This window comes from Embleya sp. NBC_00896 (genome assembly GCF_045207785.1).
Taxonomy (GTDB): domain Bacteria; phylum Actinomycetota; class Actinomycetes; order Streptomycetales; family Streptomycetaceae; genus Embleya.
In genome coordinates, this window is the sequence record NZ_CP108777.1 from 184,989 (window position 1) to 210,040 (window position 25,052).

General features: G+C 69.3%; 23 protein-coding genes and 2 pseudogenes. 16 read left to right on the forward strand and 9 right to left on the reverse strand.

Features of this window, described 5'->3' with window-relative positions; all coding sequences use genetic code 11:
• Positions 1–116: 116 nt before the first annotated feature.
• On the forward strand, positions 117–1,088 hold the full coding sequence (locus OG928_RS34060) for an SDR family NAD(P)-dependent oxidoreductase (RefSeq protein WP_331765857.1): 972 nt from the start codon (positions 117–119) through the stop codon (positions 1,086–1,088).
• Entirely contained in the window at positions 1,085–2,107 is a 1,023-nt protein-coding gene (locus OG928_RS34065; protein ID WP_331765858.1) for a ketoacyl-ACP synthase III, read from the forward strand. Before OG928_RS34060 ends, OG928_RS34065 begins: the two co-directional genes overlap by 4 nt.
• Before the next feature lie 8 nt (positions 2,108–2,115).
• On the opposite strand, the gene OG928_RS34070 is transcribed toward OG928_RS34065, so the two are convergent.
• Complete coding sequence (locus OG928_RS34070) at positions 2,116–2,334, reverse strand: replication-relaxation family protein (protein ID WP_331765859.1); 219 nt, start codon at positions 2,332–2,334, stop codon at positions 2,116–2,118.
• 376 nt (positions 2,335–2,710) lie between these two features.
• Between OG928_RS34070 and OG928_RS34075 the strand changes: the two genes are divergently transcribed.
• Positions 2,711–3,649 carry a phospholipase gene (locus OG928_RS34075; protein WP_406291413.1) on the forward strand — a complete coding sequence of 313 codons (939 nt, stop codon included), beginning with the start codon at positions 2,711–2,713 and terminating at the stop codon, positions 3,647–3,649.
• A 446-nt stretch (positions 3,650–4,095) separates the two neighbouring features.
• On the opposite strand, the gene OG928_RS34080 is transcribed toward OG928_RS34075, so the two are convergent.
• Entirely contained in the window at positions 4,096–4,452 is a 357-nt protein-coding gene (locus OG928_RS34080; RefSeq protein WP_406291415.1) for a hypothetical protein, read from the reverse strand.
• A gap of 244 nt (positions 4,453–4,696) precedes the next feature.
• Between OG928_RS34080 and OG928_RS34085 the strand changes: the two genes are divergently transcribed.
• The 4 genes from OG928_RS34085 (at position 4,697) to OG928_RS34100 (ending at position 8,942) form a co-directional block, all read left to right on the forward strand.
• Positions 4,697–5,392: a response regulator transcription factor gene (locus tag OG928_RS34085; protein ID WP_331765861.1), complete on the forward strand. Its 696-nt coding sequence runs from the start codon at positions 4,697–4,699 to the stop codon at positions 5,390–5,392.
• On the forward strand, positions 5,385–6,497 hold the full coding sequence (locus tag OG928_RS34090) for a HAMP domain-containing sensor histidine kinase (protein WP_331765862.1): 1,113 nt from the start codon (positions 5,385–5,387) through the stop codon (positions 6,495–6,497). Before OG928_RS34085 ends, OG928_RS34090 begins: the two co-directional genes overlap by 8 nt.
• 16 nt (positions 6,498–6,513) lie before the next feature.
• Entirely contained in the window at positions 6,514–7,635 is a 1,122-nt protein-coding gene (locus tag OG928_RS34095; RefSeq protein WP_331765863.1) for an endonuclease/exonuclease/phosphatase family protein, read from the forward strand.
• Between the two features lie 116 nt (positions 7,636–7,751).
• The gene (locus OG928_RS34100; RefSeq protein WP_331765864.1) at positions 7,752–8,942 is read left to right on the forward strand and encodes a peptidoglycan bridge formation glycyltransferase FemA/FemB family protein; all 1,191 of its coding nucleotides are present in this window, start codon (positions 7,752–7,754) and stop codon (positions 8,940–8,942) included.
• Positions 8,943–8,993: 51 nt separating this feature from the next.
• On the opposite strand, the gene murF is transcribed toward OG928_RS34100, so the two are convergent.
• Positions 8,994–10,337, reverse strand: a complete 1,344-nt coding sequence (gene murF, locus OG928_RS34105) for a UDP-N-acetylmuramoyl-tripeptide--D-alanyl-D-alanine ligase (protein ID WP_331765865.1) — start codon at positions 10,335–10,337, stop codon at positions 8,994–8,996.
• Positions 10,338–10,443: 106 nt separating this feature from the next.
• Between murF and OG928_RS34110 the strand changes: the two genes are divergently transcribed.
• The 4 genes from OG928_RS34110 (at position 10,444) to OG928_RS34125 (ending at position 15,227) form a co-directional block, all read left to right on the forward strand.
• Positions 10,444–11,421: a D-isomer specific 2-hydroxyacid dehydrogenase family protein gene (locus OG928_RS34110; protein WP_331765866.1), complete on the forward strand. Its 978-nt coding sequence runs from the start codon at positions 10,444–10,446 to the stop codon at positions 11,419–11,421.
• Positions 11,414–12,466, forward strand: a complete 1,053-nt coding sequence (gene vanA / locus OG928_RS34115; protein WP_331765867.1) for a D-alanine--(R)-lactate ligase — start codon at positions 11,414–11,416, stop codon at positions 12,464–12,466. The genes OG928_RS34110 and vanA overlap by 8 nt, the downstream gene beginning before the upstream one ends.
• The gene (gene vanX / locus OG928_RS34120; protein WP_331765868.1) at positions 12,463–13,080 is read left to right on the forward strand and encodes a D-Ala-D-Ala dipeptidase VanX; all 618 of its coding nucleotides are present in this window, start codon (positions 12,463–12,465) and stop codon (positions 13,078–13,080) included. The genes vanA and vanX overlap by 4 nt, the downstream gene beginning before the upstream one ends.
• A gap of 1,031 nt (positions 13,081–14,111) precedes the next feature.
• Positions 14,112–15,227, forward strand: coding sequence for a cell wall-binding repeat-containing protein (locus tag OG928_RS34125; protein WP_331765869.1), 1,116 nt, complete (start codon positions 14,112–14,114; stop codon positions 15,225–15,227).
• 219 nt (positions 15,228–15,446) lie between these two features.
• On the opposite strand, the gene OG928_RS34130 is transcribed toward OG928_RS34125, so the two are convergent.
• Entirely contained in the window at positions 15,447–16,418 is a 972-nt protein-coding gene (locus tag OG928_RS34130) for a DUF1838 family protein (protein ID WP_331765870.1), read from the reverse strand.
• 797 nt (positions 16,419–17,215) lie between these two features.
• Between OG928_RS34130 and OG928_RS34135 the strand changes: the two genes are divergently transcribed.
• Both OG928_RS34135 and OG928_RS34140 read left to right on the forward strand, forming a co-directional pair.
• Complete coding sequence (locus OG928_RS34135; protein WP_406291420.1) at positions 17,216–17,473, forward strand: hypothetical protein; 258 nt, start codon at positions 17,216–17,218, stop codon at positions 17,471–17,473.
• Positions 17,470–17,715 carry a hypothetical protein gene (locus OG928_RS34140; protein WP_331765871.1) on the forward strand — a complete coding sequence of 82 codons (246 nt, stop codon included), beginning with the start codon at positions 17,470–17,472 and terminating at the stop codon, positions 17,713–17,715. Before OG928_RS34135 ends, OG928_RS34140 begins: the two co-directional genes overlap by 4 nt.
• 167 nt (positions 17,716–17,882) lie before the next feature.
• Here OG928_RS34140 and OG928_RS34145 read toward each other — a convergent pair.
• Both OG928_RS34145 and OG928_RS34150 read right to left on the reverse strand, forming a co-directional pair.
• A pseudogene (locus tag OG928_RS34145) lies at positions 17,883–18,704 on the reverse strand (IS1380 family transposase); the annotation flags it as partial.
• An 812-nt stretch (positions 18,705–19,516) separates the two neighbouring features.
• Positions 19,517–20,086 (reverse strand): annotated as a pseudogene (locus tag OG928_RS34150) (DUF2867 domain-containing protein); the annotation flags it as partial.
• Between the two features lie 158 nt (positions 20,087–20,244).
• Between OG928_RS34150 and OG928_RS34155 the strand changes: the two are divergent.
• From OG928_RS34155 to OG928_RS34165, 3 genes are all read left to right on the forward strand, one after another.
• On the forward strand, positions 20,245–20,817 hold the full coding sequence (locus tag OG928_RS34155) for a TetR/AcrR family transcriptional regulator (protein WP_331765872.1): 573 nt from the start codon (positions 20,245–20,247) through the stop codon (positions 20,815–20,817).
• Between the two features lie 309 nt (positions 20,818–21,126).
• Positions 21,127–21,363 (forward strand): DUF397 domain-containing protein, encoded by a 237-nt coding sequence (locus tag OG928_RS34160; protein ID WP_331765873.1) that lies wholly within the window; start codon positions 21,127–21,129, stop codon positions 21,361–21,363.
• Positions 21,364–21,453: 90 nt separating this feature from the next.
• Positions 21,454–22,380 carry a helix-turn-helix transcriptional regulator gene (locus OG928_RS34165; RefSeq protein WP_331765874.1) on the forward strand — a complete coding sequence of 309 codons (927 nt, stop codon included), beginning with the start codon at positions 21,454–21,456 and terminating at the stop codon, positions 22,378–22,380.
• A 33-nt stretch (positions 22,381–22,413) separates the two neighbouring features.
• On the opposite strand, the gene OG928_RS34170 is transcribed toward OG928_RS34165, so the two are convergent.
• From OG928_RS34170 to OG928_RS34180, 3 genes are all read right to left on the reverse strand, one after another.
• Positions 22,414–23,235: an SAM-dependent methyltransferase gene (locus OG928_RS34170; RefSeq protein WP_331765875.1), complete on the reverse strand. Its 822-nt coding sequence runs from the start codon at positions 23,233–23,235 to the stop codon at positions 22,414–22,416.
• A 183-nt stretch (positions 23,236–23,418) separates the two neighbouring features.
• A complete protein-coding gene (locus OG928_RS34175; protein ID WP_331765876.1) occupies positions 23,419–23,901 on the reverse strand; it encodes a sigma factor-like helix-turn-helix DNA-binding protein in 483 nt (160 codons plus the stop codon).
• Between the two features lie 46 nt (positions 23,902–23,947).
• Positions 23,948–25,006 carry a helix-turn-helix domain-containing protein gene (locus tag OG928_RS34180; RefSeq protein WP_331765877.1) on the reverse strand — a complete coding sequence of 353 codons (1,059 nt, stop codon included), beginning with the start codon at positions 25,004–25,006 and terminating at the stop codon, positions 23,948–23,950.
• Positions 25,007–25,052 lie beyond the last annotated feature (46 nt).

The following is a 25,052-nucleotide window of genomic DNA, read 5'->3' on the forward strand; positions in this document are numbered from 1 at the left end:
CCGGTCGCTCACGTCGAAGCGCAGGGGTCGTGGCCGTCGTGGCAACGCGGGATGCAGCTTCGCCGGATTGCCGGTACCGGCCGCATCCGCGCCCCGCCCGGCTCGTTGAGCACCGGATGCGGTGGCGTGCGGGACGCGGGCCGTCAGGGAATGCGAAGGCGGGCGCACATGGCTTCGACGGACACCCCGGCCGGCCACCGCGCGGGGCGCAGTGTGGTGGTCACGGGGCGAGCGGCGGTATCGGTGCCGCGACGGCGTTGCGGCTGGCCGCGACGGGCTGGGATGTCATCGGCACCGTGCGCAGTCGGGAAAAGGCGGATGCTCTGGTCGCCGCCGCGGTCGAGCGGGGGCTCGGGCTGCAGGCGGTGGTGCTGGATGTGGCGGATGCGGCTTCCTGCCGTGAGGCGATGGCGCGGGTGGAGGAGATGACGGGCGGTGGCGCGTGGGCGGTGGTGAGCAACGCCGGTGTGCCGCAGGCGGGTTCGGTGGAGGACGTGAGCGATGAGCAGGCGCGTCATCTGCTGGAGGTGAACCTTCTGGGTGCGATGCGGATCTGCCGGCTGGCGCTGGTGGGGATGCGCCGGCGCGGTGGCGGGCGGATCGTGAACGTGTCTTCCGGTTTGGGGCGGGTGCCGTGGCCAATGGGCGGCTGGTACAGCGCCAGCAAGCACGCGCTGAGCGCGATCACGCACTGCCTGCGGGTGGAGACCGCGCACGCGGGAGTGCGGGTGTCCTTGGTCGAACCGGGCGCTTTCGCGACCTCGATGCTGGAGCGTGCGGTCGCCGACCTCGCCGACCTCGCCGGCGCCGACCCCGGCGGCGGCGGGGCGGGCTACGACCGTTCGCGTGCGCTGTTCACCGCCGTCAACCGACGTGTCCCCGGCCCGGAACCGGTGGCCAGGGTCATCGCGGCCGCCTTGTCCGCGCGGCGCCCCAGGCCGCGCTACACCGTCGGCGTCGACGCCCGGTTCCTCATCCCGCTCCACACGATGTCACCGCTGTGGCTCTCGGACCGGGTCAAGCACGCCGTCACCGGCCTGCCCCGCACCGCAACCGTGCCCACCGCGGCCGTGGAGACGGCGGCGTGAGCGTCTCCTACAGCCGGATCACGCAGGTCGCCGTTCACCTGCCCGCCGGTCGGCAGACCGTGGAAGCCATCGAGGACCGGCTGCGCGAACACAGCCCCACCCTGCGGATCCCCGCCGGTCTGCTGCGCCGGACGTACGGTTTGGAGGAGCGCGTGGTCGCCGACGACGGGGTGCTGCCCTCCGACCTGGCCTCGCACGCCGCGCTGAAGGCACTGGCCCGGGCCGGGCTGGAGCCCGGCGAGGTCGACCTTTTGCTGTTCGCCTCCGTCAGCGCCGACGTCCAGGAACCGGCCAACGCGCACATCGTGGCCGCCAAGACGGGTCTGACCTGCCCGGTCTTCGACATCTCCAACGCCTGCAACAGTGTCCTCAACGCCCTCGAAGTCGGCGATGCCCTCATCCGCTGCGGCCGCTATCGACGGATCCTGGTGGCGTGTGGTGAGACCCTGAGCCGGCTCAGCCGCTGGACGATGACCAGCCGCCACGAGATGCGGACCGCGCTGGCCTCGATGACCGGCGGCGATATGGGCGCGGCCCTGCTCGTCGAGGCCGGCACCGAGCCCGGGATCATCGCCGCCACCTTCATGGCCAACTCCACCGGCTGGCCCGCCGCCACCCTGTTCAACCCCTACCAGGCACCCGGCCTGCCCCAGGGACTGGACATCGACTCCCAGCGGCTCTTTGCCTCCTTCCTCGGCATGGACGCCCGTGCCGCCCAGTGGCTCAAGGAACACGACACCGATCCCGGCGAACTCGACCTCGTGTGCCTCCACCAGCCGTCGGTCCCGTTCGTGCGCGCCATCTCGCAACGCGTCGGCGCCCGTCCCGAGGCGGTCGTGCCCACCTTCGCGCGTACGGGCAACATGGCCGCGGCCACCCTCCCCCTGCAACTCGCCCTCGCCACCGAACAAGGCCGTCTGCACCCCGGCATGAAGATCGCACTGTTCGGTCTGGCCAGCGGTGCCAGCGGCGGCATCATGCTCATCAACTGGACAACCCCGAGGACGAAGGTTCTCTGAGCCGGGCATCAAGCGGCTGCCCACGGCCCGTACCAACGCGCCTCGCTGCCGGACCAGCGTTTCACGTTCGTGTCGGGGTGGGTGCGGGCGCGGGCCTCAAGGGTGGTGTGGAAGCCGTTCACGCCGATCAGGTGCGCCTGGCGGCTCGGGGACTTCAGGCCGAGTGCGCGGTCGCGGTGGGCCCGGCCCCACGTCGGCTTCGGACGCCTCGACGTGACGTTCACCATCGACGGGCGTGCTCGGCACTCGGCAAGCGCGGCATTCTGGACGAACGCGAACTGTGATGGAGCCTTCGCACGTGGAACCGTGTTTCGGCTGTCCACCCTCGATGCGGCACCCGGCGGCGCGGCCGGACTGACGTTGCGCGGCAGCGGAAAATCGGTGGAAGTCCGGTCGGGGAGGCGGTGATTGGACCATCCCAGGAATTTCTGTTCTCATCCACCCGATTGTTTTCTCAACACACATCGGAGTGAGTCGAAAGGGTTGCCTACCCGTCGGTGCGGTTGGTGAGATCGGTTGTCCGCTTCGGGACATCGACATAAAGGAGTGCCTTCCTTGACCACTCACCGACACGGCACCGGCCCGCGGAGGGTACTGGCGCTTTTGGCGGCACTGTTCGGAATCATCGGCGTCACCGCGCTCGGTACGACGCCGGCGGCGGCAGCCGATCAGCGTCAGGCGATCTACGCGATCGCGCACCGGGTCGACACCCTGGACGGCGTGGACGCCGCGCTGGCCCATGGTGCCAACGCCATCGAGATCGACGTCTGTGCCTGGTGGAATCCGAACGAATGGCGGGCCTGGCACGACTGTTCCTCGGCCGGTGAGGCCCGACTGGGCCCCAGCTTCGACAGCATGATCGATCGCATTCTCGCCAATGCCAACGCAGGGCGCCGGCTGGGGCTGGTCTGGTTGGACATCAAGGACCCGAACTACTGCGGCGAAGCGCCGAACCGCACGTGCAGCGTCGCCGGACTGCGTGACAAGTCCCAGAGGCTGACGGCGGCCGGGATCCAGGTGCTCTACGGGTTCTACGAGTACCACGGCGGCAGCACCCCGGACGTCGGCGGCAGGGGCTGGAAGAGCCTGGAAGGCAGGCTCGGCCCGCTGGAGGGCATCACCACGACCGGGACCCGCGACCAGGTCCGCAGCGCCTTCGACCGGTCCGGTTCCGGTTTCCCGGCCGGTCGCCGGGCGATGGACTATGGCGACTCCGACATCACCAAGGGCTTCGGCAACTGCACGGAAGCCACCTGGAACACGTGCACGGAACTGAAGAAGGGCGCCGCGGACCGCGCCGCCGGACGACTCGCGGCAACATTCTCCTGGACGACCACCTACAACGACCCGTGGTACGTCGACAAACTGCTGGGTGACGCACGCGTGGACGGCATTATCGCCGGCTACGGCAGCTTCACCGGAGTGCGCGATTACGACAACAGCCGGCAGTGCGCCAACGCCATCAACTCCATCCGTGACTGGGTGAACCGCCACAGCGCCACCCACCGCATGGCCACCAGCGGCGACCGCCTGTTCAGGTAGAGCACAGCCCCGAGCCGAGCCCGTACCGCCCTGCGCCTCACGGCCCCCTCAAGCTGTCGACCGGGACCATGGCCGACGGCTTGCTTCGACGTCGTACCCGATCGGGCAATGGGTCGGCGACCAACGACGGGCCCGCGCGGCCGGCTCGCCCGCACGTATGCCAGTGCCCGCAGAAGGGCCCGCCGACCAGGCTCGATACCGGCGTGCCGTCCGGGGGCGGGGCGTCACCGTGGTCGGCTCCGTACCAACAGGACGACGAAGGCCAAGACGATCGGCCGGCCCGCGTCCGGCTCGTGATCGCCTACCGCTCCCGCATCGTGGACGACAAGGAAGGTGTCGACCCCACCAGGGGGTCGACACCTCTCGTCCTTGCTCTTACGGGTGCCGGTGGTTGCGGAACGTCCGTCCGGACAGGCACCACTCTGTGCCGGTACCCGTGCGGTTGGCTATTCGGTGGATTCCACTCCCGCGTCCGCGCATACGGCGTCGATGTCGGCGAGGAGGGCGGCCTTGACCGCCGGTTCGAGGAACGCGGCGCGCACGCCGTTGCGGGCGAGGTGGGCCGGCTGGGAGCGGCCGAGCCCCATGCGATGGGCGGTGCGGTATTCGTTGACGAGGTCGGTCCCGAACATGGGCGGGTCGTCCGAGTTGAGCGTGACGAACAGTCCGGCCTCGAGCATGCGGGGCAGCGGGTGGTCGGCCGATGCGGTGACTGTGTATTGGCAGGGTGGTCGTTTCGCAGGGTGGGGCTGATCGACCCGGTGCTGCCGGCGAACGTGAAGTGGCTGGCCGGCTACCGCCACCCACGCTACCAACAGGACCTGGTCGCACGGCAGTTTGGTGACTGGCAGCCGAGAGCGCCGACCAGCGTCATGCCGGCGATCGCAAGGGCCGCAAGGAGAGTCGATCGGTTACGGCGGTCCGCGGCGCGGGGCTTTTCGCTGAAGGTCCTGAAGGTCATGCCTGCCGTCAAGGCCGCGGCATGTTGCCGTCCCGTATGAGGTTTTCGATACGACGACGATATGTCGGGGCTCGTAGCCTCGGAGAATGCGTGTGTTGATCGTCGAAGACGAGCCCTATATGGCGCAGGCCATCTGCGATGGCCTGCGCCTGGAAGCCATCGCGGCGGACATCGCAGGTGACGGCGATACCGCGCTGGAGCTGCTGAGCATCAATACGTACGACATCGCCGTCCTCGACCGGGACATTCCCGGGCCCAGCGGTGACGAGGTCGCCAAGAGCATCGTCGCCTCCGGCAGTGGCATGCCGATCCTCATACTCACCGCTGCCGACCGCCTCGACGACAAGACCACCGGGTTCGAGCTCGGCGCCGATGACTACCTCACGAAGCCGTTCGAACTTCAGGAACTCGTCCTCAGGCTCAGGGCACTTGACCGCAGGCGTGCGCACAGCAGGCCGCCCGTGCGGGAGATCGCAGGTCTGCGGCTCGACCCGTTCCGCCGGGAGGTCCACCGCGACGGCCGCTATGTCGCGCTCACGAGGAAGCAGTTCGCCGTACTCGAAGTCCTCGTCGCCGCCGAAGGCGGTGTCGTCAGCGCCGAGGAACTGCTGGAGCGGGCCTGGGACGAGAACGCCGACCCGTTCACCAACGCCGTACGGATCACCGTCTCGGCCCTGCGCAAACGGCTCGGCGAACCCTGGATCATCGCCACCGTGCCAGGCGTCGGCTACCGCATCGACACCGCACCCGGCACCGGACGCGAGGGGCAGAGTCGTGGATAGGCGGCCTGGTGTGAGCGTGCGCGTCAAGCTCACCCTCAGCTACGCCGGATTCCTCATGCTGGCCGGCGCCCTGCTGATGGGGGCGGTGTGGGTGTTCCTCCTGAGGTACGTCCCTGACCGTGCGATGCTCTACAACCCTGATGACAGGCCCAGTGGCGGTGTTTTCCCCGTCCGGTCCGCTCTTCTCAACGAATTCGCTCCGAGGGCAGCCGCAGTACTGGCATTCCTGCTGGTGTTCGGCCTCGTGGGAGGGTGGATCCTCGCCGGCCGCATGCTCGCTCCGCTGACCCACATCACGGACGCCACCCGCATGGCCACCAACGGATCGCTCTCCCACCGCATCCGGCTGCCGGGTCGCGGGGACGAGTTCCGCGAACTCGCCGATGCCTTCGACATCATGCTGGAGCGGCTCGAAGCACACGTCGCCGAGCAGCAGAGATTCGCCGCCAACGCCTCGCATGAACTGCGCACGCCGCTGGCGACCACGAAGGCTCTTCTCGACGTGGCGCGCAACGATCCGCACCGCGACATCGACGAGCTCGTCGCGCGCCTCCGCGTCGTCAACGCCCGGGCGATCGACCTCACCGAGGCGCTGCTCGTGCTCAGCCGCGCCGATAAGCAGGCCTTCACCCGGGAGCCCGTCGACCTGTCCCTGCTCGTGGAAGAGGCCGCCGAGACACTGCTCGCGCTCGCCGAGAAACGCGGGGTCGCCATCGACACCTCCGGTGACATCGCCACGGCTTCCGGGTCGCCGGCGCTGCTGTTGCAGATGACGACGAACCTCGTGCACAACGCCATCGTGCACAACCTGCCCGAACGCGGTTCGGTGTGGGTCCGCACCGGCGTCCGCTCCGGGAGCGCGGTACTCACTGTCGAGAACAGCGGCGAGAAGGTCTCCCCAGAGTTGGTCTCGACCCTGACCGAACCGTTTCAGCGCGGCACCGAACGCATCCACAACGACCACGCCGGGGTCGGCCTCGGCCTGGCCATCGTCCAGCGGATCGTCCACGTACACGACGGATCCCTCACCCTCACCCCGCGCGCCGACGGCGGCCTGCGTATCGCCGTTCAACTGCCCGCCCCAGCACCGCATTCAGCCAAGTAGTTCAGGAACTTGATCAATGAGTGAACCAAGACAAGACGTTGCGGACGCGCGGAAGCAGGTCGAAGCGGAGGGGCGCGCCGAGACCGCCGTGAACGCCGAAACCGCCGAGACCACCAAGACCGCAGTGAAGCGCTCGGTCATCCACCGAGCGATCGGCGGCCTGTCCCAGCCGGGGCCGTGGAAGCGCGGCCGGTGGCTCGCGGCGCCGGCGCTGCTGCTCGGCCTGCTCCTGCTGCTGCATGCGCAGATACCGAACCGGAGCGGGAACATCGGCAGTCTGGTGGAGACCGCCCTGCCGTGGTTCGGCGTGTTCATCCCGGTGCTGCTCGCTGGGGCGCTGTGGCGTCGGTCCGCCTCCGCGGTGGTCGCGCTGCTGCTGCCGGTCGTGACGTGGGTGAGCCTCTTCGGCGGGCTACTCATCGACAAGTCACACGCGGGCGGCGACCTCACTGTGGTCAGCCACAACGTCGACGCCGACAACCCCGACCCCGCCGGCACCGCCCGCGACCTGGCCGCCTCCGGCGCGGACCTGCTGGCCCTGGAGGAGATCACCGCACAGGCGAAGCCGATGTACGAGAAGGAACTGGCGAAGGCGTACCCGTACCACTCGGTACAGGGCACGGTCGGGCTGTGGAGCAAGCTGCCGCTGTCGGATATCCGGCCGGTCGACATCGCGCAGGACGTCGGGCCGCTGGGGGACTCCAAGCCGGCCGACGTCAAGGCGGTCGACAACCGGGCGCTGCGTGCCACGGTGGCCACCGACCACGGGCCGCTGGCCGTGTATGTGGCCCATCTGGGATCCGTTCGCGTGAATCCCAGGGGAGGCTTCTGGACGGAGAGCCGGAACAGGAACGTCGAGGCGCTCGCCAAGGCCGTCGCCGCCGAGCAGAACGAGCGGGTGGCGCTGCTCGGCGACATGAACGGCACCACGGACGACCGCGCGCTCGACGGCATCACCTCGCAGCTGCACTCGGCCCAGGACGCGGCCGGGAACGGCTTCGGCTTCACCTGGCCGGCGAAGTTCCCGATGGTACGGATCGACCAGATCCTCACCCGGGGCGTGGAGCCGCGGAGTTCGTGGGTGCTGCCGGCCACCGGGAGCGACCACCGGCCGGTGGCAGCCCGCGTCAGCTGGTGACCGCATCCCGGTACGGGACGTGCCGGAACGGGCTGGACCGAAAGTTCCGGAACATATCGCCGGCGTATCGAAAACCGCATACGCGCCTGCAACACCGCATTGCCTTGACTGGCGGCATGTCCTACAGCGAACCAGTACACACAGCAGCCGGAGCCCGGCGGTACTCGGGGGCCGGCGCCTCGGGCGGGCCTTTGACCGTCCGGCCGATCAGCACCACCGAGCACTTGGCGTTCGTACGGTCCCAGCGGTCGGCCGGCTTCCCGCAGACGTCGGCCTGGGGCCGTGTGAAGACCGAGTGGCGCAGCGAGTCCCTCGGCTGGTTCGACGGCGGGCAGCTGGTCGGTGCCGGGCTCGTCCTGCACCGCCCGGTGCCGAAGCTCGAACGGTTCACGCTGGCCTATCTGCCCGAGGGCCCGGTCATCGACTGGACCGGCGATCTCGGCGTATGGCTCGACCCGCTGGCGGCTCATCTCAAGGCGCACGGCGCGTTCGCGATCCGGCTCGGCCCGCCGGTGCGCACGGACACCTGGAGCGCCGTCCAGGTCAAGGAGGGTGTCGCCGACCCGGGCACCAAGCGGCTCACCGAGGTGCCCAGCCAGTGGTCCGACCCGGTCGGCGCCCAGGTGGCCGGCCGGCTCAGGGGTGCGGGCTGGCTGCCGCAGAGCCCTATGGACGGCTTCGGGGTCGGACATCCGCAGTTCAAGTACGAGCTTCCGCTGGCCGGCAGGACCGAGGAGCAGCTCCTCAAGGGCATGAACCAGCAGTGGCGCCGCAACATCAAGAAGGCGGCCAAGGAGGGAGTCGAGGTCACGGTCGATACGGTCGGCGCGGGCCTGAAGGCCTTCCACGACCTCTACGTCCACACCGCCGAGCGGGACCGCTTCACGCCCCGGCCGCTGGGCTACTTCGAGACCATGTTCGCCGCGCTGAGCGCGGAGGATCCCGAGCGGATCAAGCTCTATCTGGCCCGCCACCAGGACGACTTGGTCGCCGCCACGATCCTGGTCCGCGTCGGTGCCCACGCGGTGTACTCCTACGGCGCCTCCTCCACCGAGAAGCGCGAGGTGCGCGGCTCCAACGCCTGCCAGTGGGCGATGATCCGCGACTCGCTCGCGGCCGGCTGCGACGTCTACGACCTGCGCGGCATCACCCCCACCCTCGACGCCGACGACCCGCACGTCGGACTGATCCGGTTCAAGGTCGGCACCGGTGGTCAGGCGGTGAGGTACGTGGGCGAGTGGGACCTGCCCCTGCGGCCGATGGTCTACCGGGCCTTCGACCTCTACATGAGGCGCCGCGAGCGGTAGGCCCGACAGCCGCGGGCGGTAGGCCCGACCGGCAGCAGGCGGGAGGCCCAATTACGTAAGCTGGGCGGCCACTTCGTCGAGGCGGGCCCCGCGGGACGCCTTGACGAGCACCACGTCGTCGGCGGCGAGGTGGCCGCGCAGCCAGGTGACGGCCGCGCCGTTGCCGTCGAGCACCACCGCCCGCTCCCCCGCTCCGTCGGCGATCGACCGGGCGGCCTCGCCGACCACGGCCACCACGTCGGCGCGGGCGGCGGCGTACTCCCCGATCGCGCGGTGCTCGGCCGCACTGGCGTCGCCGAGTTCGAGCATCTCGCCGAGTACGGCGACGCGGCGCCCACCCTCGATCGCCGCCAGCGCGTCCAGGGCGGCGCGGGTCGAGTCGGGGTTGGCGTTGTAGGAGTCGTTGAGCAGCGTCGCGCCACCGGCGAGGACGCGCAGCTCCATCCGCCACCGAGACAGGGAAGCGGTGGCCAGCGCCGCCTCGGCCAGGTCGAGAGGTACTCCGGCCGCCAGCCCCGCGGCAGCGGCGGCCGACGCGTTGTGCGCCTGGTGGGCGCCCACGTGCGGCAGCGCGACGGATGCGCAGGCGTCGGCGGTCCGCAGCGTGCAGGACGGACGGCCGAGCCCGTCGAGATCCAGGCCGAGCATCGTCACGTCGGCGTGCTCCGCCCGGCCGAAGGTCAGCACGGGGCCGTCGGTGAGCGCGCGCATCGCGTCCACGCAGGGATCGTCGGCGTTGAGTACGGCGGTGCCGCCGGGCGCGAGCCCCCGCACCAGCTCGCCCTTGGTTTCGGCGATGGCCGCGCGCGACCCGAACTCGCCGAGGTGCGCTTGGCCGACGTTGAGGACGACGCCGATGTCGGGCGCCACCAGGCCGGCGAGCTCGGCGATGTCGCCGATGTGGCGGGCTCCCATCTCCAGTACGAGGAACCGGGTGGCCGCGTCCGCGCGCAGCATGGTGAGCGGCACACCGAGCTCGTTGTTGAGCGAGCCGATCGTGGCGACCGTCGGCCCCGCGCTCGAAAGCACGGCCGCCAGCATGTCCTTGGTGCTGGTCTTGCCCTGCGAACCGGTCACCCCGACCACGGTAAGGCCATCGCGCAGCCGGGCCACGACGTGCGCGGCGAGCGCCTGCAGCGCGGCCCGAGCGTCCTCGACGACGACGGTGGGCAGCAGCGTGGGCCGGGAGCCGAGCACGGCCACCGCGCCGGCCCGTCCGGCCTGACCGACGTATTCGTGGCCGTCGACGTGCTCACCGGCGAAGGCGACGAAGAGGCCGCCCGGCTCGGCCTGCCGGCCGTCGAGTACGGCCGGCGCGGTCACCGTCACGGACGGGTCGCCCTCGACCGTCCCGCCGACAATCGCGGCGATCTCGCCGAGGCCGAGGGGGATCACGCTGATTCCTTGTAAGTCATGCCACCAGTCAATGCGCCGCGGTGTATCGCCGGCATATCGAAATCCACATACGTTCCGGCAACACCACGACGCCTTGACTGTACGTATGACCTACAGCGAACCACCCCGCATCACCGTCTATGGGTGCGGCCCCGATGAGGCCGTCTTGTTCCGAGAGCTGACGCCTCGCTTCGGTATGACGCCAACCATTACGGACGCACCGGTATCCGAAGCGAATATCGAGCTGGCAGCCGGAAGCCGATCCATCAGTGTCGGCCACAAGACTCCCATCGCCAACACCACTCTTCTTGCGCTTGGCCAAGTCGGCGTGACGTATATCTCCACCCGGAGCATCGGGTGCAACCACATCGATGTGGAATACGCGGCCGGCATCGACATCACGGTGGAGAACGTCAGCTACTCGCCGGACAGCGTGGCCGACTTCACGCTGATGCTGATACTGATGGCGGTACGCAACGCGAAATCCATCATCCGGCGCGCGGATGTTCACGATTACCGGCTGAACGAAGTGCGCGGCAAGGAACTGCGCGATCTGACCGTCGGCGTGATCGGCACAGGACGCATCGGCGCTGCGGTCACGGACAGGCTGCGCGGTTTCGGTTGCCGCATACTCGCCCACGACAATCGCCCCAAAACCCCCGCCGAATACGTTCCTCTCGACGATTTGCTGCAGCAGAGCGACCTGGTCACGCTCCACGCACCGCTCAACCCGGATACGCATCATCTGCTGAACCGGCAGCGTATCGAGCAGATGAAACAGGGCGCGCTGATCGTCAATACCGGACGAGGGGCACTCATCGACACCGAGGCCCTTGCATCGGCACTGGAAAGCGGCAGGCTCGGCGGCGCGGCATTGGATGTCGTCGAGGGCGAGGAAGGCATCTTCTACGCCGACTACCGAATCAGGCCCATGAAAAGCAAGCCACTGCTGCGGCTGCAAGAGCTGCCGAATGTGCTCATCAGCCCGCACACCGCCTACTACACGGACCACGCCCTGCGTGACACGGTCGAAAACTCCCTCACCAACTGCCTGAAATTCGAAAGCGGGAACCAGCATGGATAAGCTGAAGGTCGGCATCATATTCGGCGGACGTTCCGAAGAGCACCCCATCTCCATCAAGTCCGCACAAGAGGTCGCCCGGAACCTCGACGCCGAGAAGTACGAACCGTTCTATATCGGCATCACGAAGGACGGCGCCTGGAAGCTCTGCGACGGCCCCGACGCGGACTGGGAGAACGGAAACTGCCGTCCGGCCGCGCTGTCGCCGGACAGCACCGTGCACGGACTGCTCGTCCAGGAAGAGGGGCAGGCGCTGGGGCGGTACGAGACGATCCCCCTGGACGTCGTACTGCCCGTGCTGCACGGCAAGCACGGCGAGGACGGTGCGATGCAGGGGCTGCTCGAGCTCTCCGGTATCCCCTATGTGGGCTGCGATGTGCAGAGTTCCGCACTGTGCATGGACAAATCCCTTGCCTACACCGTCGCCGCAAGCGAGGGAATCGCCACGCCGAATTTCCGGATCATCGCGGCAGACCAGAACATCGATCCCGGCCTGCTCACCTATCCGGTCTTCGTGAAGCCGGCGCGTTCGGGCTCCTCTTTCGGCGTCACCAAGGTGTCCCGGGCAGAAGAACTGCAGAGCGCGGTGGAGACCGCGCGGCAATATGACGCGAAGGTGCTGATCGAAGAGGCCGTCGTCGGCAGCGAGATCGGCTGCGCCATCCTGGGGAACGAACTCGACCTGATGGCGGGCGAGGTGGACCGGATCGCCCTCTCCCACGGCTTCTTCCGGATCCATCAGGAGGATGCGCCGGAAACCGGTTCCGACAACTCGACGGCGATCGTTCCGGCCGACATTCTCGCGGAGTCACGCCTGCTCGTCCAGGAGACCGCCATGGCCGTATACCGCGCCTTGGGTTGCAGCGGTCTCGCACGGGTGGACCTGTTCCTCAAGGAGGACGGAGCGGTGGTCCTCAACGAGGTGAACACATTCCCCGGCATGACCTCGTACAGCCGCTATCCCCGCATGATGGCGGCCGCAGGCATACCGCTCGGTGAAGTGCTCGACCGAATCCTGTCCTTGGCCTTGACGGGGAAGAGCCGATGAAGGACGACTTCGTATTCGTGGACGAACTTGCGTCCGGAACAGCCGGAATGCGCTGGGACGCCAAGTACGCCACCTGGGACAACTTCACCGGCAAGCCCGTGGACGGATATCTGGCCAATCGGATCGTCGGCACCAGGGCGCTGTGCGAAGGACTGGAACGAGCGCGCGAGCAGGCCGAATCCCTGGGCTTCGGCCTGCTCCTCTGGGACGGTTATCGCCCGCAGCGCGCCGTCGACTGCTTCGTACGCTGGTCAAAGCAGCCGGAGGACGGCCGCACGAAGGCGCGGCACTATCCGAACATCGGCCGGGCCGAGATGTTCGAGCAGGGATATGTGGCCGCCAAGTCGGGTCACAGCCGGGGCAGCACCGTTGACCTCACGCTCTACGATCTGGCTTCCCATGAGATCCTCCCCATGGGCGGCGGCCATGACTTGATGGATTCCATCTCGCATCACGGAGCACAAGGGATCACGCCGGCCGAAGCGAGAAACCGCCGGCACCTCCGCACCCTCATGGAGGCCTGCGGTTTCAGCGCATACGACTGCGAGTGGTGGCATTACACGCTGACCGACGAACCGTATCCGGACACGTATTTCGATTTCCCCATCGCATAGTCGAGCACGCCGACGGGGCGGCATACCCGACGCGCTGTCGGAGGGCGTGAGGTGGGTGTCGAAACGTCCCCCGGGGCGACGGACACGGCCTGGCGACGAGGCGTCCGGCGGGCGGCCTGGCGTCCGGGGCCCACCGGCGCAGGCGGGCGCGGCGCGCGTGGGTGAAGGAACGGCTGGGGGCCTCCACTCTGCAGGGGCCGCTCGCGGTGTCGGGGGTTGGCCGGGCGGCCGGTGACGGCGAGCGAGGTCAAACCTTCGGCCGGGTGTGTACGAGACGCGCCCGCTACGCGGCTCGACAAGGTGCACGGACACGGGATTGGCAGTCACCAAAGATCGGGCGCCGAAAGGACAAAGCTCCTTCCGTGTGGACATACTCGATGCCGGCGCGGCGGCCGACCGGCCCTTTTTCGGCGCAAATCGATGTCCCGGGTTGTCGACGGACGGCGATATTCACGACCCGACGCGCAATCGAACCCGACTCCGCGCCCTGATGTCCGCCTATGCGGCGTTTTCCGGTCGGCTCGTCGCTCCGGCGGTCGCCGGGGTGGGCGGGTCCTCGATTCCCGGCCGTACCACCGGGTCCGGCCGACGGCTTCGCGAATAACGGAGGAAAAGCCGCGCGAGTACAAAACACGTGCGAGGCGGGTCCGAAACCGGCACCGAACGAATGCGGAACAGAGGGACGAGAAGGGCGGAAACGCCAGGTGGGGGGACCTGCGAGTGGAATGCGCCACACCACACAGGAATTGACTTGGCTTTCAACTCCGCGACGGGTTAAGTTGATCTCGCCTACCGGCATCCGGACGTTTGGGGACGATTCGGAAATTCAGCCCGAGGTGTGGGGGAATCATCCGACGCGCAAACTGCGCGTATCGGCGAGCACGGCACGAGCTCTGCATCGATATAACCGATAAATGTTTCAGAGTGTCCGTCGGCACTCCACCCTGACACGTCTTCGTCCGGATCTTGTCCGGATCGCCATCGGTCGGCATGCACTTCTTCGTTATTCTTCCAAGAGAAGGTCGGGCTTTATGAAGCCACGTCGTCTGATCACCGCGATCGTTTCCGCCGCCTCTGTCGCGCTGGGTACGGTCGCTCTCTCCTCCCCGGCCGGCGCCGCCGACGCCGGCTCGGTTCTGCGGCTGTCGGGCTGGAACGCCGTCGCCACCTCGGCCGCGGTCTCGCAGGCGTCCTACAACGACGGCGAGGCCGAGGCCGTCGTGCTGACCCGCGTCGACCACTTCGGTGACGGCCTGGTGGCCGCGCCGCTGGCCGTCGCCAAGAAGGCACCGCTGCTGCTCACCGAGACCCGGTCGCTGAGCCCGGAGGCGGAGGAGGAGCTCAAGCGCGTCCTGCCGCAGGGCAAGTCGGTCTACATCCTCGGTGGCGAGCTCGCGCTCTCCGAGAACGTCGAGAACCGGGTCGAGGCGCTCGGCTACAACGTCGTCCGGATCGGTGGCGCGTCGCAGTACGAGACCGCGATCAACATCGCGAACGCGGCCAACACCAGCCCGAAGTACATCTTCCTGGCCACCGGTCGCGAGTACTACGACGCGCTGGCGGCGGGTGCCTCGGCCTCCCTCGACGGCAGCGTCGTCGTCCTCACCGACGGATCCAACCTGCCCGACTCGGTGCGCGACTACCTCGACCAACACCCGGGCTCGGAACTGGTCACGGTGGGCACGCCGGCCGAGGACGCGCTGGCCTACCACTACAACCGCGAGTTCTACACGTTCGCCGGCGACGACGCGATCGACACCTCGCTCGCGGTGGCGAGCTGGCTCGAAACGCCGGGCAACGCGAGCATCGCGACGATGAACACGTACCACGACGCGATGGCGGGCAGCGCGCTGTCCGGCCTGATCGGGGCGCCGGTGCTGCTGAGCAACGGCGACGAGCTCGACTCGCGGGTGGCGGCGTGGATCGCCACCAACCGCTCGACGCTCAACAACGCACTCCTCTACGGCGGCACCATGGCGCTGAGCGACCGTGTCTTCACCGACACGGAGAGCGCGCTCGGCGTCGGCGGCGACGCCAAGTCCCAGCGCACCGCACCACAGGCCCCGTCACTGACGGCGCCGAAGGACAAGGGCGACCGCCTGAGCAAGTTCCCGAAGCGCGCGCCGGCCACAGCGGTCACGCGCTGACCCCCGACGGCGCCCGCGACCGCTCCGGAGCGGTCGCGGGCGCCGTCACGTTCCGGGTCTCGCCGGTGGTGGCCCGACGGAACGGGCGGGGGTGAACCGTCGGGCGACCCGCGCTGCGGCATCGGGGCGCCGCGGAACTCCGCTCCTGAGGCCCGGAGCCGATGGCCGCCGAGTAGGCATTGGCCGAACTCCGTCACAGCGGGTGAGTGAGTGGGCGGGTCAGTGAGTCGCGTTGCGCCATTCGCGCCAGGTGAGGCCGCGTGGGGCGAGTTCCCCGGCGTGGAACGCGGTCCAGGTGGTGGTGTTGGGTCCGGTGCCGGGGGCGTCGGGGGCGCTCGTGTACAGCGGATGGTGCGTGCGTACGAGGTCGGCCAGCCACGGCTCGAGCGCGTCGAAGCCGTCCAGTGTCCAAGCCCGCGCGTGGTAGACGAGGTTGCCCGGCGTCTCGCTTTCCGCGATCCCCATCGCCGGCACGTACGGGCAGATCCGGCTCCAGCAGTTGGTGACGGGCATCGCCCCCCTCCGGGCGTCGGCACCCGTGACGGAGTACTCCCGGGCGTCGTCCTCGTGCACCAGGAAGTCGAACAACTCCCACGACGCGTAGGTCGAGTTCGAGAGGCCGAAGTCGTCGTCGATGCCGTAGCGGTCGGCCAGGCGGTAAACGGGAGGCACGTCCAGGGTCCACACCAGGTTGCGATGGACCTGCCGCGGGGCGACGGAGGCGGCGAGTGGAACCTCGGCGGGGCCATACAACGCGTACAGGGCGCCGTCACGGATGCGATACGACAGTTGGACGCGGTCGTTGGCGATCGGTGGGAGGGGACGAGTGTGTCCGTCCAAAGGATTCGTCCACTCCGTAAGGACGGTGCCGGCCTGTGGGTCGGTGTAGAAGACGATCTCGCGCGAGACCATGTGCAGGTCGTCGGTGCCCGGCGGGTGGATCAGCCGGCGGATGTTGTAGCCCTCGACACCGAACAGCACCCGACCGTGCGGAAAGACCTTGCCGTGAACGTCACCGGGCACGTGGTTGTGGACCGTCCCGCTGATGCGGTAGAGCATGTCGTGGCCGTCGGGACGGCCGAGCAGCCGCACGAAGAGCCGGGCGTTCGCGTCGTCGAGCGACGCGATCAGGGCCTCGGGCGACGTCTTGTCGGGTTCCGTACGCGGTGTCCGTCCACGCGTCTCGGTCATGTCCGCCCCCATCATGTCGTAGGCCGAACTCCGGGCGTCGCTGACTCGGGCTCGGTCGTGGCCTGGCCCTCGGCAGCCTATGCGCAGCGACTCGGAGGCGTGCGTGGGCCTTTGCATGCCTACAGCTCTCGCGCAAACCGCGCGTATCCACGACGCCGGCGGATCGCGTGCACGATCCCGGAGATGGTCGACGGACGCGAGTACGACGAATACCCGGTCTCCCCACCCAAGAAGGCGCAGCCAAGGGCGACAACCGATTCTCCGCCCGCCTCATCGAAACCCACAACGGCGGGCGGTCCCGACCCGGGTACTGCTCGCGCCACACCGCGCGGCCGGACCCGCGATCAGGTGGCGAGTCTTTCGACCGCGGCCGCCCAGCGGGCGAGGTCGCCCGCCGGGTCGAGTGCGCGTGAACGCGCCAGGGCCCGCTCGGACGCCCCTCGCCATCCGTGGGGAGAGTAGTCGCAGCAGTCGTTCCCGTACGTGGGAGGGCCTGACCAAGGGGCTGCCCCAGGAACACTTCTATCCGTCCGTGCTCCGCGACGCGATGTGCGTGGTCGACGGCGAACCGGCCGGTGTCTTCTTCGGCACCCGCGGCGGCTCGCGTAGGAGCCGTCGGCCGCGTCGACGAGATGCTCCAGGTATGGGCCGTCGCATAATCACATCGGTCACGACCTGCCGGCCATGACCTTCGGAATAGCGCCACGGGTTATCCTCCCGGCACGAGAAGACATCCGGACGACAACACGCGGCGAGCCTGAATTCGATCGAACACATACGGTGATAGCCTGTTCCATATGGGAACGCTTTCGTACTTCTGGGCACAACCGGTGTTCCAAGCCCCCGGAACCGTGGCTTGGAACGTTCCGTGGGGCGACAGGGACTGGTACTGGGGCTTCGCGGCTCGGCCCTTTCAGGCAAACGACACGACCGTCTTGGAGCGCGTCTCGGCCAACCATGACAACAACCTGAACAATTCCACCGACGTCGTCGTAACCATGATCTCAGGGGGTGGCGGTCTGGTGCGGTTGACTGCCACGAGGGTGACGCAATGAGACTGCATATCGTTCACGACGAGGATGGCCGCATCCTTGCGGCGGCCCCGGTGGAGACTGAAGACTACCGAGGCGTCGTTCCTCAGCAGGTATTTCCCCGTCCTCTGCCGGTCAGTCCGGAGCACACGGCCGTCGAGTTGGAGGTTCCGCATGAATACCGGGAAGGCAGCCTCCTGGATATCTGCGGGAAGCTGAGTGTAGACCCGCAGCGGAAAAAGCTCGTCGCCCGCACGCCAAGCTAGCCTCGATCTTTCGTGACGGGTCGTCAGCTTGCTGACGACCCGTTTCCGCTGGTCGGGAGGTGTTGATTCGATTTTCGGGTGTGGTGGCCCGATTGTCGCATCGGGTGGGCGCCGGGTTCCACGTCTCCGGAGGTGTGTCGCGGTTCGTCGGGACGGGGGCTCGGGCGTCAGGTGGGTGCGGCGATCCGGCCGAGTCTGTCGATGCCGTCGAGGACGTGCCCGGTCCAGGGCCATTGTTCGGGCAGGCGGACCACGATCCGTCGGCCGGTCCGGACCAGGCGTGCGGCGACCGAGAACAGGCGGAAGCGGAGCTTCTTGATCTCCCACCGCCTTGCTTCGCCGGTCAGGGCGAGCGTCTGCGTCCAGGCGATCAACTCGCAGGCGAGGGCGACGAGTTCGCACCAGATCCGGTTTTGTGCGAGGCCGTGCAGGGGCAGGTTCCGCAGGCCGGTCGCCTTCGCCTGGCGGATGCGGTCCTCGGCGCGGGCGCGTCGGCGCCGGCGGAGTTCGAGGTCCACGAGTTGCCCGCCGGCGGTGTTCGTGACGAAGCAGACGCAGCGGTTGCCGTCGGCGTCGGTGATCCGCAACTGCGCGCCGGGGTGCGGGCGTTCCTTGCGCACGATCACCCGCATGCCCTTCGGCCACCCGGACGAGTCGAGCATGTCGGTGACCTCCGCGACCCACGCGCCCTCACGAGGGCGGCCGTCGGCGTCGTACGCCGGCGTCCACGCCGCCTCGGGAACACGCAGGATCGCCGCGTGGATCCGTTTGGTGATCGTGAACCCGACCGAGTAGGACAGCCACCGGCCCGGCCGGGACAGCCACGCGAGGAACTCGTGGGTGCCGCCCGCCGAATCCGTCCGTATCAGGGTGTTCCGGCCCCGCCGGTGTCGTTTCGGGACTTGCGCGAGGGCCTGTCGGGTGACCTCGATGTGATCGCTCGCGGTGTTCGACCCGGCGTTCCCGGGCCGCAACAGCACTCGGATCGGACGCCACGGGGCCGAACACGTCGGGCTGTTCGCGCAGGACACCGACGCCGGAGAGGCAGTCCCCGCCCACCGCGAGCGTCACGGCGAGATCCAGTCGGTCCGATTGGTGACCGCGGTGATCTGCTCTCGAAGCTGCGGCTCCGACAGATACCGCAGCAGCGTCACGGTCCTGGCGTAGGCGGGCCAGAGCGCGGCGCCCGGGCGTACGGCATCGCCGCCGCAACGCGGTCGACGGCCGCGCCGTCGCGTCAGCGGACCTTCACCGCGGCGTCGCGGAGGAGTCCGGGGGCAAGGCGGCGGTGAACGGCGGACAGCGGGGGCCAGACCAGCCGACCCAGGGTTCGCTCGTAACGCAGGAACGTGGCCAGCGAGACCCGCCCGTCGGCCGTGCGGACGACGAGGTTGCCGGTGAGGAACCAGGACGTCGCCTCCAACCGGATCCAGCCCTCGCCGCGTTCGGCGATGCGCCAGCCGGCCACGGTGTCCGGCGACTGCCCGCGGCTCAGCCGCAGCCCGAGCAGACCGCGCCAGATCAGCCGTCCCGCGGCGCTGGGGACGTCGCCGAACATCGCCCGGGCCCACTGCTCGGGCGTGGCGACCGCGGCCTCCTTGTCCGCGTCCGCGTCCGATCCGGTGTCCGGGCCCGCAGCCGCGGCGAGGGTGAACACGTCGACGTAGTCGAAGTCCGGCATCGAGGTGAGGGCGTGAAACGACGGGGGGACGTTGTGTCTGCCCACAGCACCGTCGACGACGGCCACTGGGCCGCACTCCTCGCGGCCCGGGTCGCCTCCTTCCTGACCCGGCCGGCCGTGTTCCCGCCAGGCGCGCTCCCATTGCCGGGTCAGTGCCGGGTAGACGATGCGGTAGCGGAACGGCGCGATGCCGGCCATGTACAGCCGTCCGAACGTCCCGTTGGGTTTCACCAGGACCGTCATGCGCAGCTCGTGGTCGCCGCTCGCGGCCGGCACCCATCCGAGGTGCATGACCGTGTGGACGGTCTTGTTCGCCAGCTCGCGGGCACACTCGGTGTCGAGTTCGTACACGGGGGTGAGGGGGACCTGCTCGGACTCGGGGCCCGGGGCTTCGCGCAGGTCGGCGGGCAGGCGGTCGCGCAGGGACGGAACCCGTGCCGCGATACCGGTCTTCGGCTTGTCCCAGCCGAGCAGGGCGCCGAGTTTCCAGCGCGCCGCGAACAGGAACCGGACCGGCGCGGTCTGCTTCGCGGGTCCGCCGGCCGCGCGCATCGCGGCGAGCATGGTGGGAAAGTCGTCCGGCCCGGCGCCGGGCGTGCGGAACACCCAGACGTCCTCCACCCGGAAGTCGCGGGTGAGTTCGTGGATGCGCCACGGCTGATCGGTGTACGCGGCGTCGGGGAGCTTCATCGGCAGGACCGCCTCGGGGGCTCGGACCGCGGATGGTGGAATGTGACGCAAGCGGCTGGCATCGCCGTCTCCGTTCGGATATACGGTGGCGTATAAGATGAGGTTAGCCGGTTCATACGGTTCCGTACATCCAGCATGAAAGTGAGGTGGGACACATAATGGGCACGCCGCGCACACCGCGTGACAGGTGGGTCGAGGAAGGGCTGCGGGCCCTGGCCGCCGGCGGTCCGGACGCCGTCCGCATCGAGGTGCTGGCCAAGCGGCTCGGCGTCACCAAGGGCGGGTTCTACGGGTACTTCGCCGACCGCGACGCCCTGCTGGAGGTGATGCTGGACACCTGGGAGCGGGAGAGCATCGACGAGGTGATCGACCGTGTCGAACGGGAAGGCGGCGACCCGAAGAGCAAGATCCAGCGCGCGGGTGCGCTGACCTTCTCCGACGACCGCCTGCTGCCCCTCGACCTGGCCATCCGCGACTGGGCCCGACGCGACGAAGCGGTCGCCGAACGGCTGCGGCGCGTGGACAACCGGCGCATGGCGCTGCTGCGCGAGAAGATCGGCAGCTTCTGCCCCGACCCGGACGAGGTCGAGGCCCGCAGCCTGATGGCCTTCTGCGTCGCCATCGGGCAGCACTTCCTCGCCGCCGACCACGGCCACCGCACCAGAGCACAGGTCCGCGCCCACGCCGGCGACATCATCCTCAACCGCCCACGCCGGACCGACAGCCCCTGACCGGCGCGCACGTCGTCCACAGCGCCCAGGGCCGTCCCGGTCAACAACACCCCACCGGAGGTCGAGTGTGGGGAGCGCGGCCGATGCCGGGGCGACCGGATTCGCCGGTACGGCGGAGGCTGCGGGCGCCGCGCGGCCTCACGGGAGCGTGTTCGGAGCACTCTTTCGGGGGACTTCGCGGTCGGTTTCGTGTGGCTAGGCTTTCCGTCGGTCCGCCTCGTGCAAATGCATGTGGATTTGCATGAGGTCTGTCGGTGTCCGTCGCCGCGTCCCGAGGGGCGTGGTCGGACGGGAGCGCGGAGGGTGACGATGGAGCTTTTCGGAAGCGGTGATCCTGCGGGCTCGCTCGGGTTCGCGACGTGGGTCAAGAGCAGCTCGAGCACGGCGGAAGGCAACTGTGTGGAGTTGGCCGCGCTTCCGGGAGGCCTTGTGGCGGTCCGCGATTCCAAGGTCCCGGAAGGGCCGGTGTTGGTGTATCCCGGAGCTGGGATCGTCGCGTTCGTCACCGGTGCCGCGCGCGGCGAATTCGAGTGCCTGATCGACTGATTCGCCGTCGGGCCGTTGTCGAAGCGGCGGACAGGCGGGTTTCCTCTTGGGATACTGGCGCGCGTCGACACGCCCATCCCGGGAGCCCGCATGTCCGCCGACCGTCTGGCCCGCGCGTCCTCTATCGGGCCCGTGACCCCGTTGACCCAGCAGAGCAATCCGGCTGCGGCCATGAAGGTCCTCGGGGCGACGCTTCGCAAGTTGCGCCTGGACAGGAAGATGGGCCTCAAGAACGCGGCCGGGCACATCCGCGCGTCCATGTCCAAGATCAGCCGGCTGGAGCGCGGTGAGAGCCCGCCCCGGCCGCGGGACGTCTTCGACCTCCTGGACCTGTACGGGATGCACGACGAGGGATTCCGGGCCGAGATCGACGCCATGCTGACCAGGGCTCTGGAACCGTCCTGGTGGAACCGGTACAGCGATGTCACCCCGGGATGGTTGACCAGGTTGATCAGCCTGGAGGACTCGGCGATAGAGATCCACACGTACGAGGTGCACGTGGTCCCGGGCCTGTTGCAGGTGCCGGACTACATCCGGGCGCTGGTGCACACCGCCCTGCCGCGGGCCGAGGAGGAAGAGGTCGCGCGCAGGATCGAACTGCGCCGCCAACGGCAGGCGTTGCTCGAGGACGAGCGGCACCCGGATCTGACGGCGCTGCTGGACGAGGGAGTCCTGCATCGTCCGGTCGGGGGCCCGGCGGTGATGGCCGCGCAGATGCGGCACCTGTTGGAGGAGTCCTCGCGCGATCGGATCAACATCCGGGTGGTGCGGTTCGACAAGTCCGCGAGCATCACGCCCCCGTCACCGATGACGTATCTGAAGTTCGCGCCCGGCGGGCCGACGGAGATGATCTACCTGGAGCAGGTCAACAGCGCGTTGTACCTGAACAAGCGCGTCGACATCGACGCCTACCGCGAGGTCCTGTTGGGCCTGTGGCACGTGGCGGAGACGCGTGCGTCGAGCCGGGGGATGTTGCGTGAGGCCGAGCGGCGTTTCACCGCGGCCGCGAACGCCTGAGGTGCCCGCGGCCGTTCCTTCCGGCGCTGTCGGTCAGGGGATGCGGGCGAGGCCGCCGAACTCGATCCACTCGTCGGTCTCCTGGCGTGGTGCGACCTGCGAGTCGGGACGCCAGGTGGAAACCTCGACCAGGTCCGGTTCCAGGATGGTCATCCCGGTGAAGTACTCGCGGACCTGGGCCTCCTCGCGAACCCGGCCCCAGTTGCCGCCGGTCGCCTCGGCCATGAAGTCGCTGACGCCGTCGCGGATGTGCTCGTGTTCGCTGACGAGCTGGCAGATGACCATGAAGCTGCCCGCGGGAAGGCATTCGGCCACGCGGCGGATCATCGCGGCGGGGTCGGCCTCGTCGGGGATGCAGTGCAGGACGGACACGAACAGCGCGGCGACCGGCTCGTCGAGCTTGATCAGGCGCTTGACCTCGTCGTGGTCGAAGATGCCCGCGGTGTCGGTCATGTCGGCCTGGACGACGGCGGTCTCGTCGTTCTCCTCGAGGAGCATGCGGCCGTGCGCCAGGACGATGGGGTCGTTGTCGATGTAGACGACCCGACTCGCGCGGTCGATGCCCTGCGCGACCTGGTGGACGTTGTCGCGGGTCGGCAGGCCCGATCCGTGGTCGAGGAACTGCCGCACCCCGTACTCGCCGGCCAGCACCCGCACGACGCGTCGCAGGAAGGCCCGGTTGTTGCGGGCGAGTTCCCTCGTGCTGGGGACGATCTTGAGGAGTTCCTCGCAGGCCGCCCGGTCGGAGGGGTAGTTGTCGGTGCCGCCGAGGTACCAGTCGTACATGCGGGCCGCGCTCGGTGTGTCCACGTCGATGCCGGTCGGGCCGGAAACCCGTTTCTCCGTGCTCCCCATGGTGTTTCCCCTCGAGTTCGCGCCGTCGGGGGCGCCGCCGCCCGCCGCGACCCATGCTAGGGGCGGCGGACGGCGCGAGTCAGGCACTCGTTCGGGGAGCACCGGGTGTTTCGGGGCGCGAAAGGGGTCGCCCCGAGAGGAGAAACGGGTCGCGCGGCTTCGTGCCGCGCGATCTCCGGGCCCTCACGTGGTGTCGGGGCGGCGTTCCAGCGTCCGGACGACGTGGGTGGGCAGGCTGCGTTCGGCGAGCACCAGGTGGGCCGCGACCTCGGGCGGGTCGGTGCCCATCAGGTCGGCGGTGGCCGTCAGGGTCATCCCCAGGCGGTAGTGCAGCACGACGGCGTCGGCCTGCGAGGGAGGCAGCGCCCCGTGGAGGCTGTCCGGGCCGGCGGCGTGGGAGCGGGTGACGGCCCGGCCCAGGATCCTCCACGCCCCGGCGGTGGGGTTGGGGCCGCGCAGGATGTCGCCCCAGTGTGTGGCCAGTTCGGCGAACGCGGACTGCACGGCCCGCTCGCCCCTGGTCCGGTCGCCGACCCGCAGGCGGGCGTACTGCGCCCACCTCGCCCGGTGCAGCAGGCAGAACGCGGAGAAGTCCAGCGGGTCGCGGACACCTCCCGCGGTGGTGAGGGTCGGTCGGCCGGGGCCGTGGGGCGTGGGTGGGGGCATGGGCGCTCGTCCTCTCGTGCGCGGTCGCGGGCGATCGGGGTGTGTCTCAGGGGGCATCCGCGGCCGGGCGCTCGGGGTCGTGTCCGGAGCCGGCTTCGCGGTCGGGCACCGGAGGCGCCGCGAGTGCGGCGAGTGCGGCGAGTGGAAGCCCGCCGGCGGGGAAGGCGTCGTCGAGCCCGGCCAGGACGCCGTGGTGGACGTGCCTCCACAACCGGCCGGCCACGTCCGGATGGGCCCCGAGGCGTTCCACGAGCAACTCGGTGGTCGCCCGGTCCGGGATCAGGTGGCCGGCCAGGACGCGTTCGACGAGCCCGGGGGTGAGCGGGTCCCCACCCAGACGGTCGAGGTCCGGGCGGCCGGCGGCGAGCCGCAGCCCGCGCAGCATCGCGCACAACAGCAGCGCCAGGTCCCGCAGGTCGCGGCGCCCGGCGTGGTCGACGCCGCGCGAGCACTCCCACAGTGCGCGCAACTCGCGGGCGTCCCCACCGAGGTTCCCGGTCAGGGTCTCGATCACCGGCCACGACGGCGACACTTGGCCGGCCAGGACCTGCGCGGTGAACGCCTCGCCGATGCCCGCCCGCCACGCCAACTCCGCCTCGGTGATCCCGGCGGTGCGGCGCAGCTCGCGCAGGGCGGCGGCCAGGCGCTCGCCGGCGTGCTGCGAGGACGGCGCGCGTCCGCCGTCGCCGGTGTGGTCCCCGCCGGGCCGGGATCGGTGTCCCAGGCGCGCGGCCAGTTGCGCGGACCAGCGTGGGGCCGGCCGTGTCCCGGTGTCCGTGGGGCGGGCCTCGCCGACGACGGCGCGGTAGCGCTGGGTCTCCCCGGTCAGGCGGTCCGCGTAGGCCAGGCGCACGCGCAGCGGTTCGCGGGTCTTCTCCGCCTCCTCCAACGCGCAGGCCAACTCGCGCAGGATCCCCGCGATGCCGATCTCCTCCGAGCCCGCGGCGCGGAGCGGCGTGGCGGGGCCGCGTTGCTTCTCGCGTGTCTTCTGGGCGCGCCGGCGGCAGGTCGGGTCGCAGTACAGCCGTTTGCGGCCCGTCGTCCTGCGCTGAGGGAACCGTCGGCCGCATGCCCCGCACGTCGTGCTGCCCCGTCGGGGGTCCATTCCTTGTTTCTCCTTCCGGACGGATCGGTGACATCCATCTCTGGAG

What these genes read in the sequence shown, in the direction of transcription:
- OG928_RS34060 (WP_331765857.1), top strand. Translation starts at nt 117, where the DNA reads ATGCGGTGGCGTGCGGGACGCGGGCCGTCAGGGAATGCGAAGGCGGGC.
- OG928_RS34070 (WP_331765859.1), bottom strand. Translation starts at nt 2,334, where the DNA reads ATGGTGAACGTCACGTCGAGGCGTCCGAAGCCGACGTGGGGCCGGGCC.
- OG928_RS34085 (WP_331765861.1), top strand. Translation starts at nt 4,697, where the DNA reads ATGCGTGTGTTGATCGTCGAAGACGAGCCCTATATGGCGCAGGCCATC.
- OG928_RS34095 (WP_331765863.1), top strand. Translation starts at nt 6,514, where the DNA reads ATGAGTGAACCAAGACAAGACGTTGCGGACGCGCGGAAGCAGGTCGAA.
- OG928_RS34100 (WP_331765864.1), top strand. Translation starts at nt 7,752, where the DNA reads ATGTCCTACAGCGAACCAGTACACACAGCAGCCGGAGCCCGGCGGTAC.
- OG928_RS34110 (WP_331765866.1), top strand. Translation starts at nt 10,444, where the DNA reads ATGACCTACAGCGAACCACCCCGCATCACCGTCTATGGGTGCGGCCCC.
- vanA (WP_331765867.1), top strand. Translation starts at nt 11,414, where the DNA reads ATGGATAAGCTGAAGGTCGGCATCATATTCGGCGGACGTTCCGAAGAG.
- vanX (WP_331765868.1), top strand. Translation starts at nt 12,463, where the DNA reads ATGAAGGACGACTTCGTATTCGTGGACGAACTTGCGTCCGGAACAGCC.
- OG928_RS34125 (WP_331765869.1), top strand. Translation starts at nt 14,112, where the DNA reads ATGAAGCCACGTCGTCTGATCACCGCGATCGTTTCCGCCGCCTCTGTC.
- OG928_RS34130 (WP_331765870.1), bottom strand. Translation starts at nt 16,418, where the DNA reads ATGACCGAGACGCGTGGACGGACACCGCGTACGGAACCCGACAAGACG.
- OG928_RS34135 (WP_406291420.1), top strand. Translation starts at nt 17,216, where the DNA reads ATGGGAACGCTTTCGTACTTCTGGGCACAACCGGTGTTCCAAGCCCCC.
- OG928_RS34140 (WP_331765871.1), top strand. Translation starts at nt 17,470, where the DNA reads ATGAGACTGCATATCGTTCACGACGAGGATGGCCGCATCCTTGCGGCG.
- OG928_RS34155 (WP_331765872.1), top strand. Translation starts at nt 20,245, where the DNA reads ATGGGCACGCCGCGCACACCGCGTGACAGGTGGGTCGAGGAAGGGCTG.
- OG928_RS34160 (WP_331765873.1), top strand. Translation starts at nt 21,127, where the DNA reads ATGGAGCTTTTCGGAAGCGGTGATCCTGCGGGCTCGCTCGGGTTCGCG.
- OG928_RS34165 (WP_331765874.1), top strand. Translation starts at nt 21,454, where the DNA reads ATGTCCGCCGACCGTCTGGCCCGCGCGTCCTCTATCGGGCCCGTGACC.
- OG928_RS34170 (WP_331765875.1), bottom strand. Translation starts at nt 23,235, where the DNA reads ATGGGGAGCACGGAGAAACGGGTTTCCGGCCCGACCGGCATCGACGTG.
- OG928_RS34175 (WP_331765876.1), bottom strand. Translation starts at nt 23,901, where the DNA reads ATGCCCCCACCCACGCCCCACGGCCCCGGCCGACCGACCCTCACCACC.
- OG928_RS34180 (WP_331765877.1), bottom strand. Translation starts at nt 25,006, where the DNA reads ATGGACCCCCGACGGGGCAGCACGACGTGCGGGGCATGCGGCCGACGG.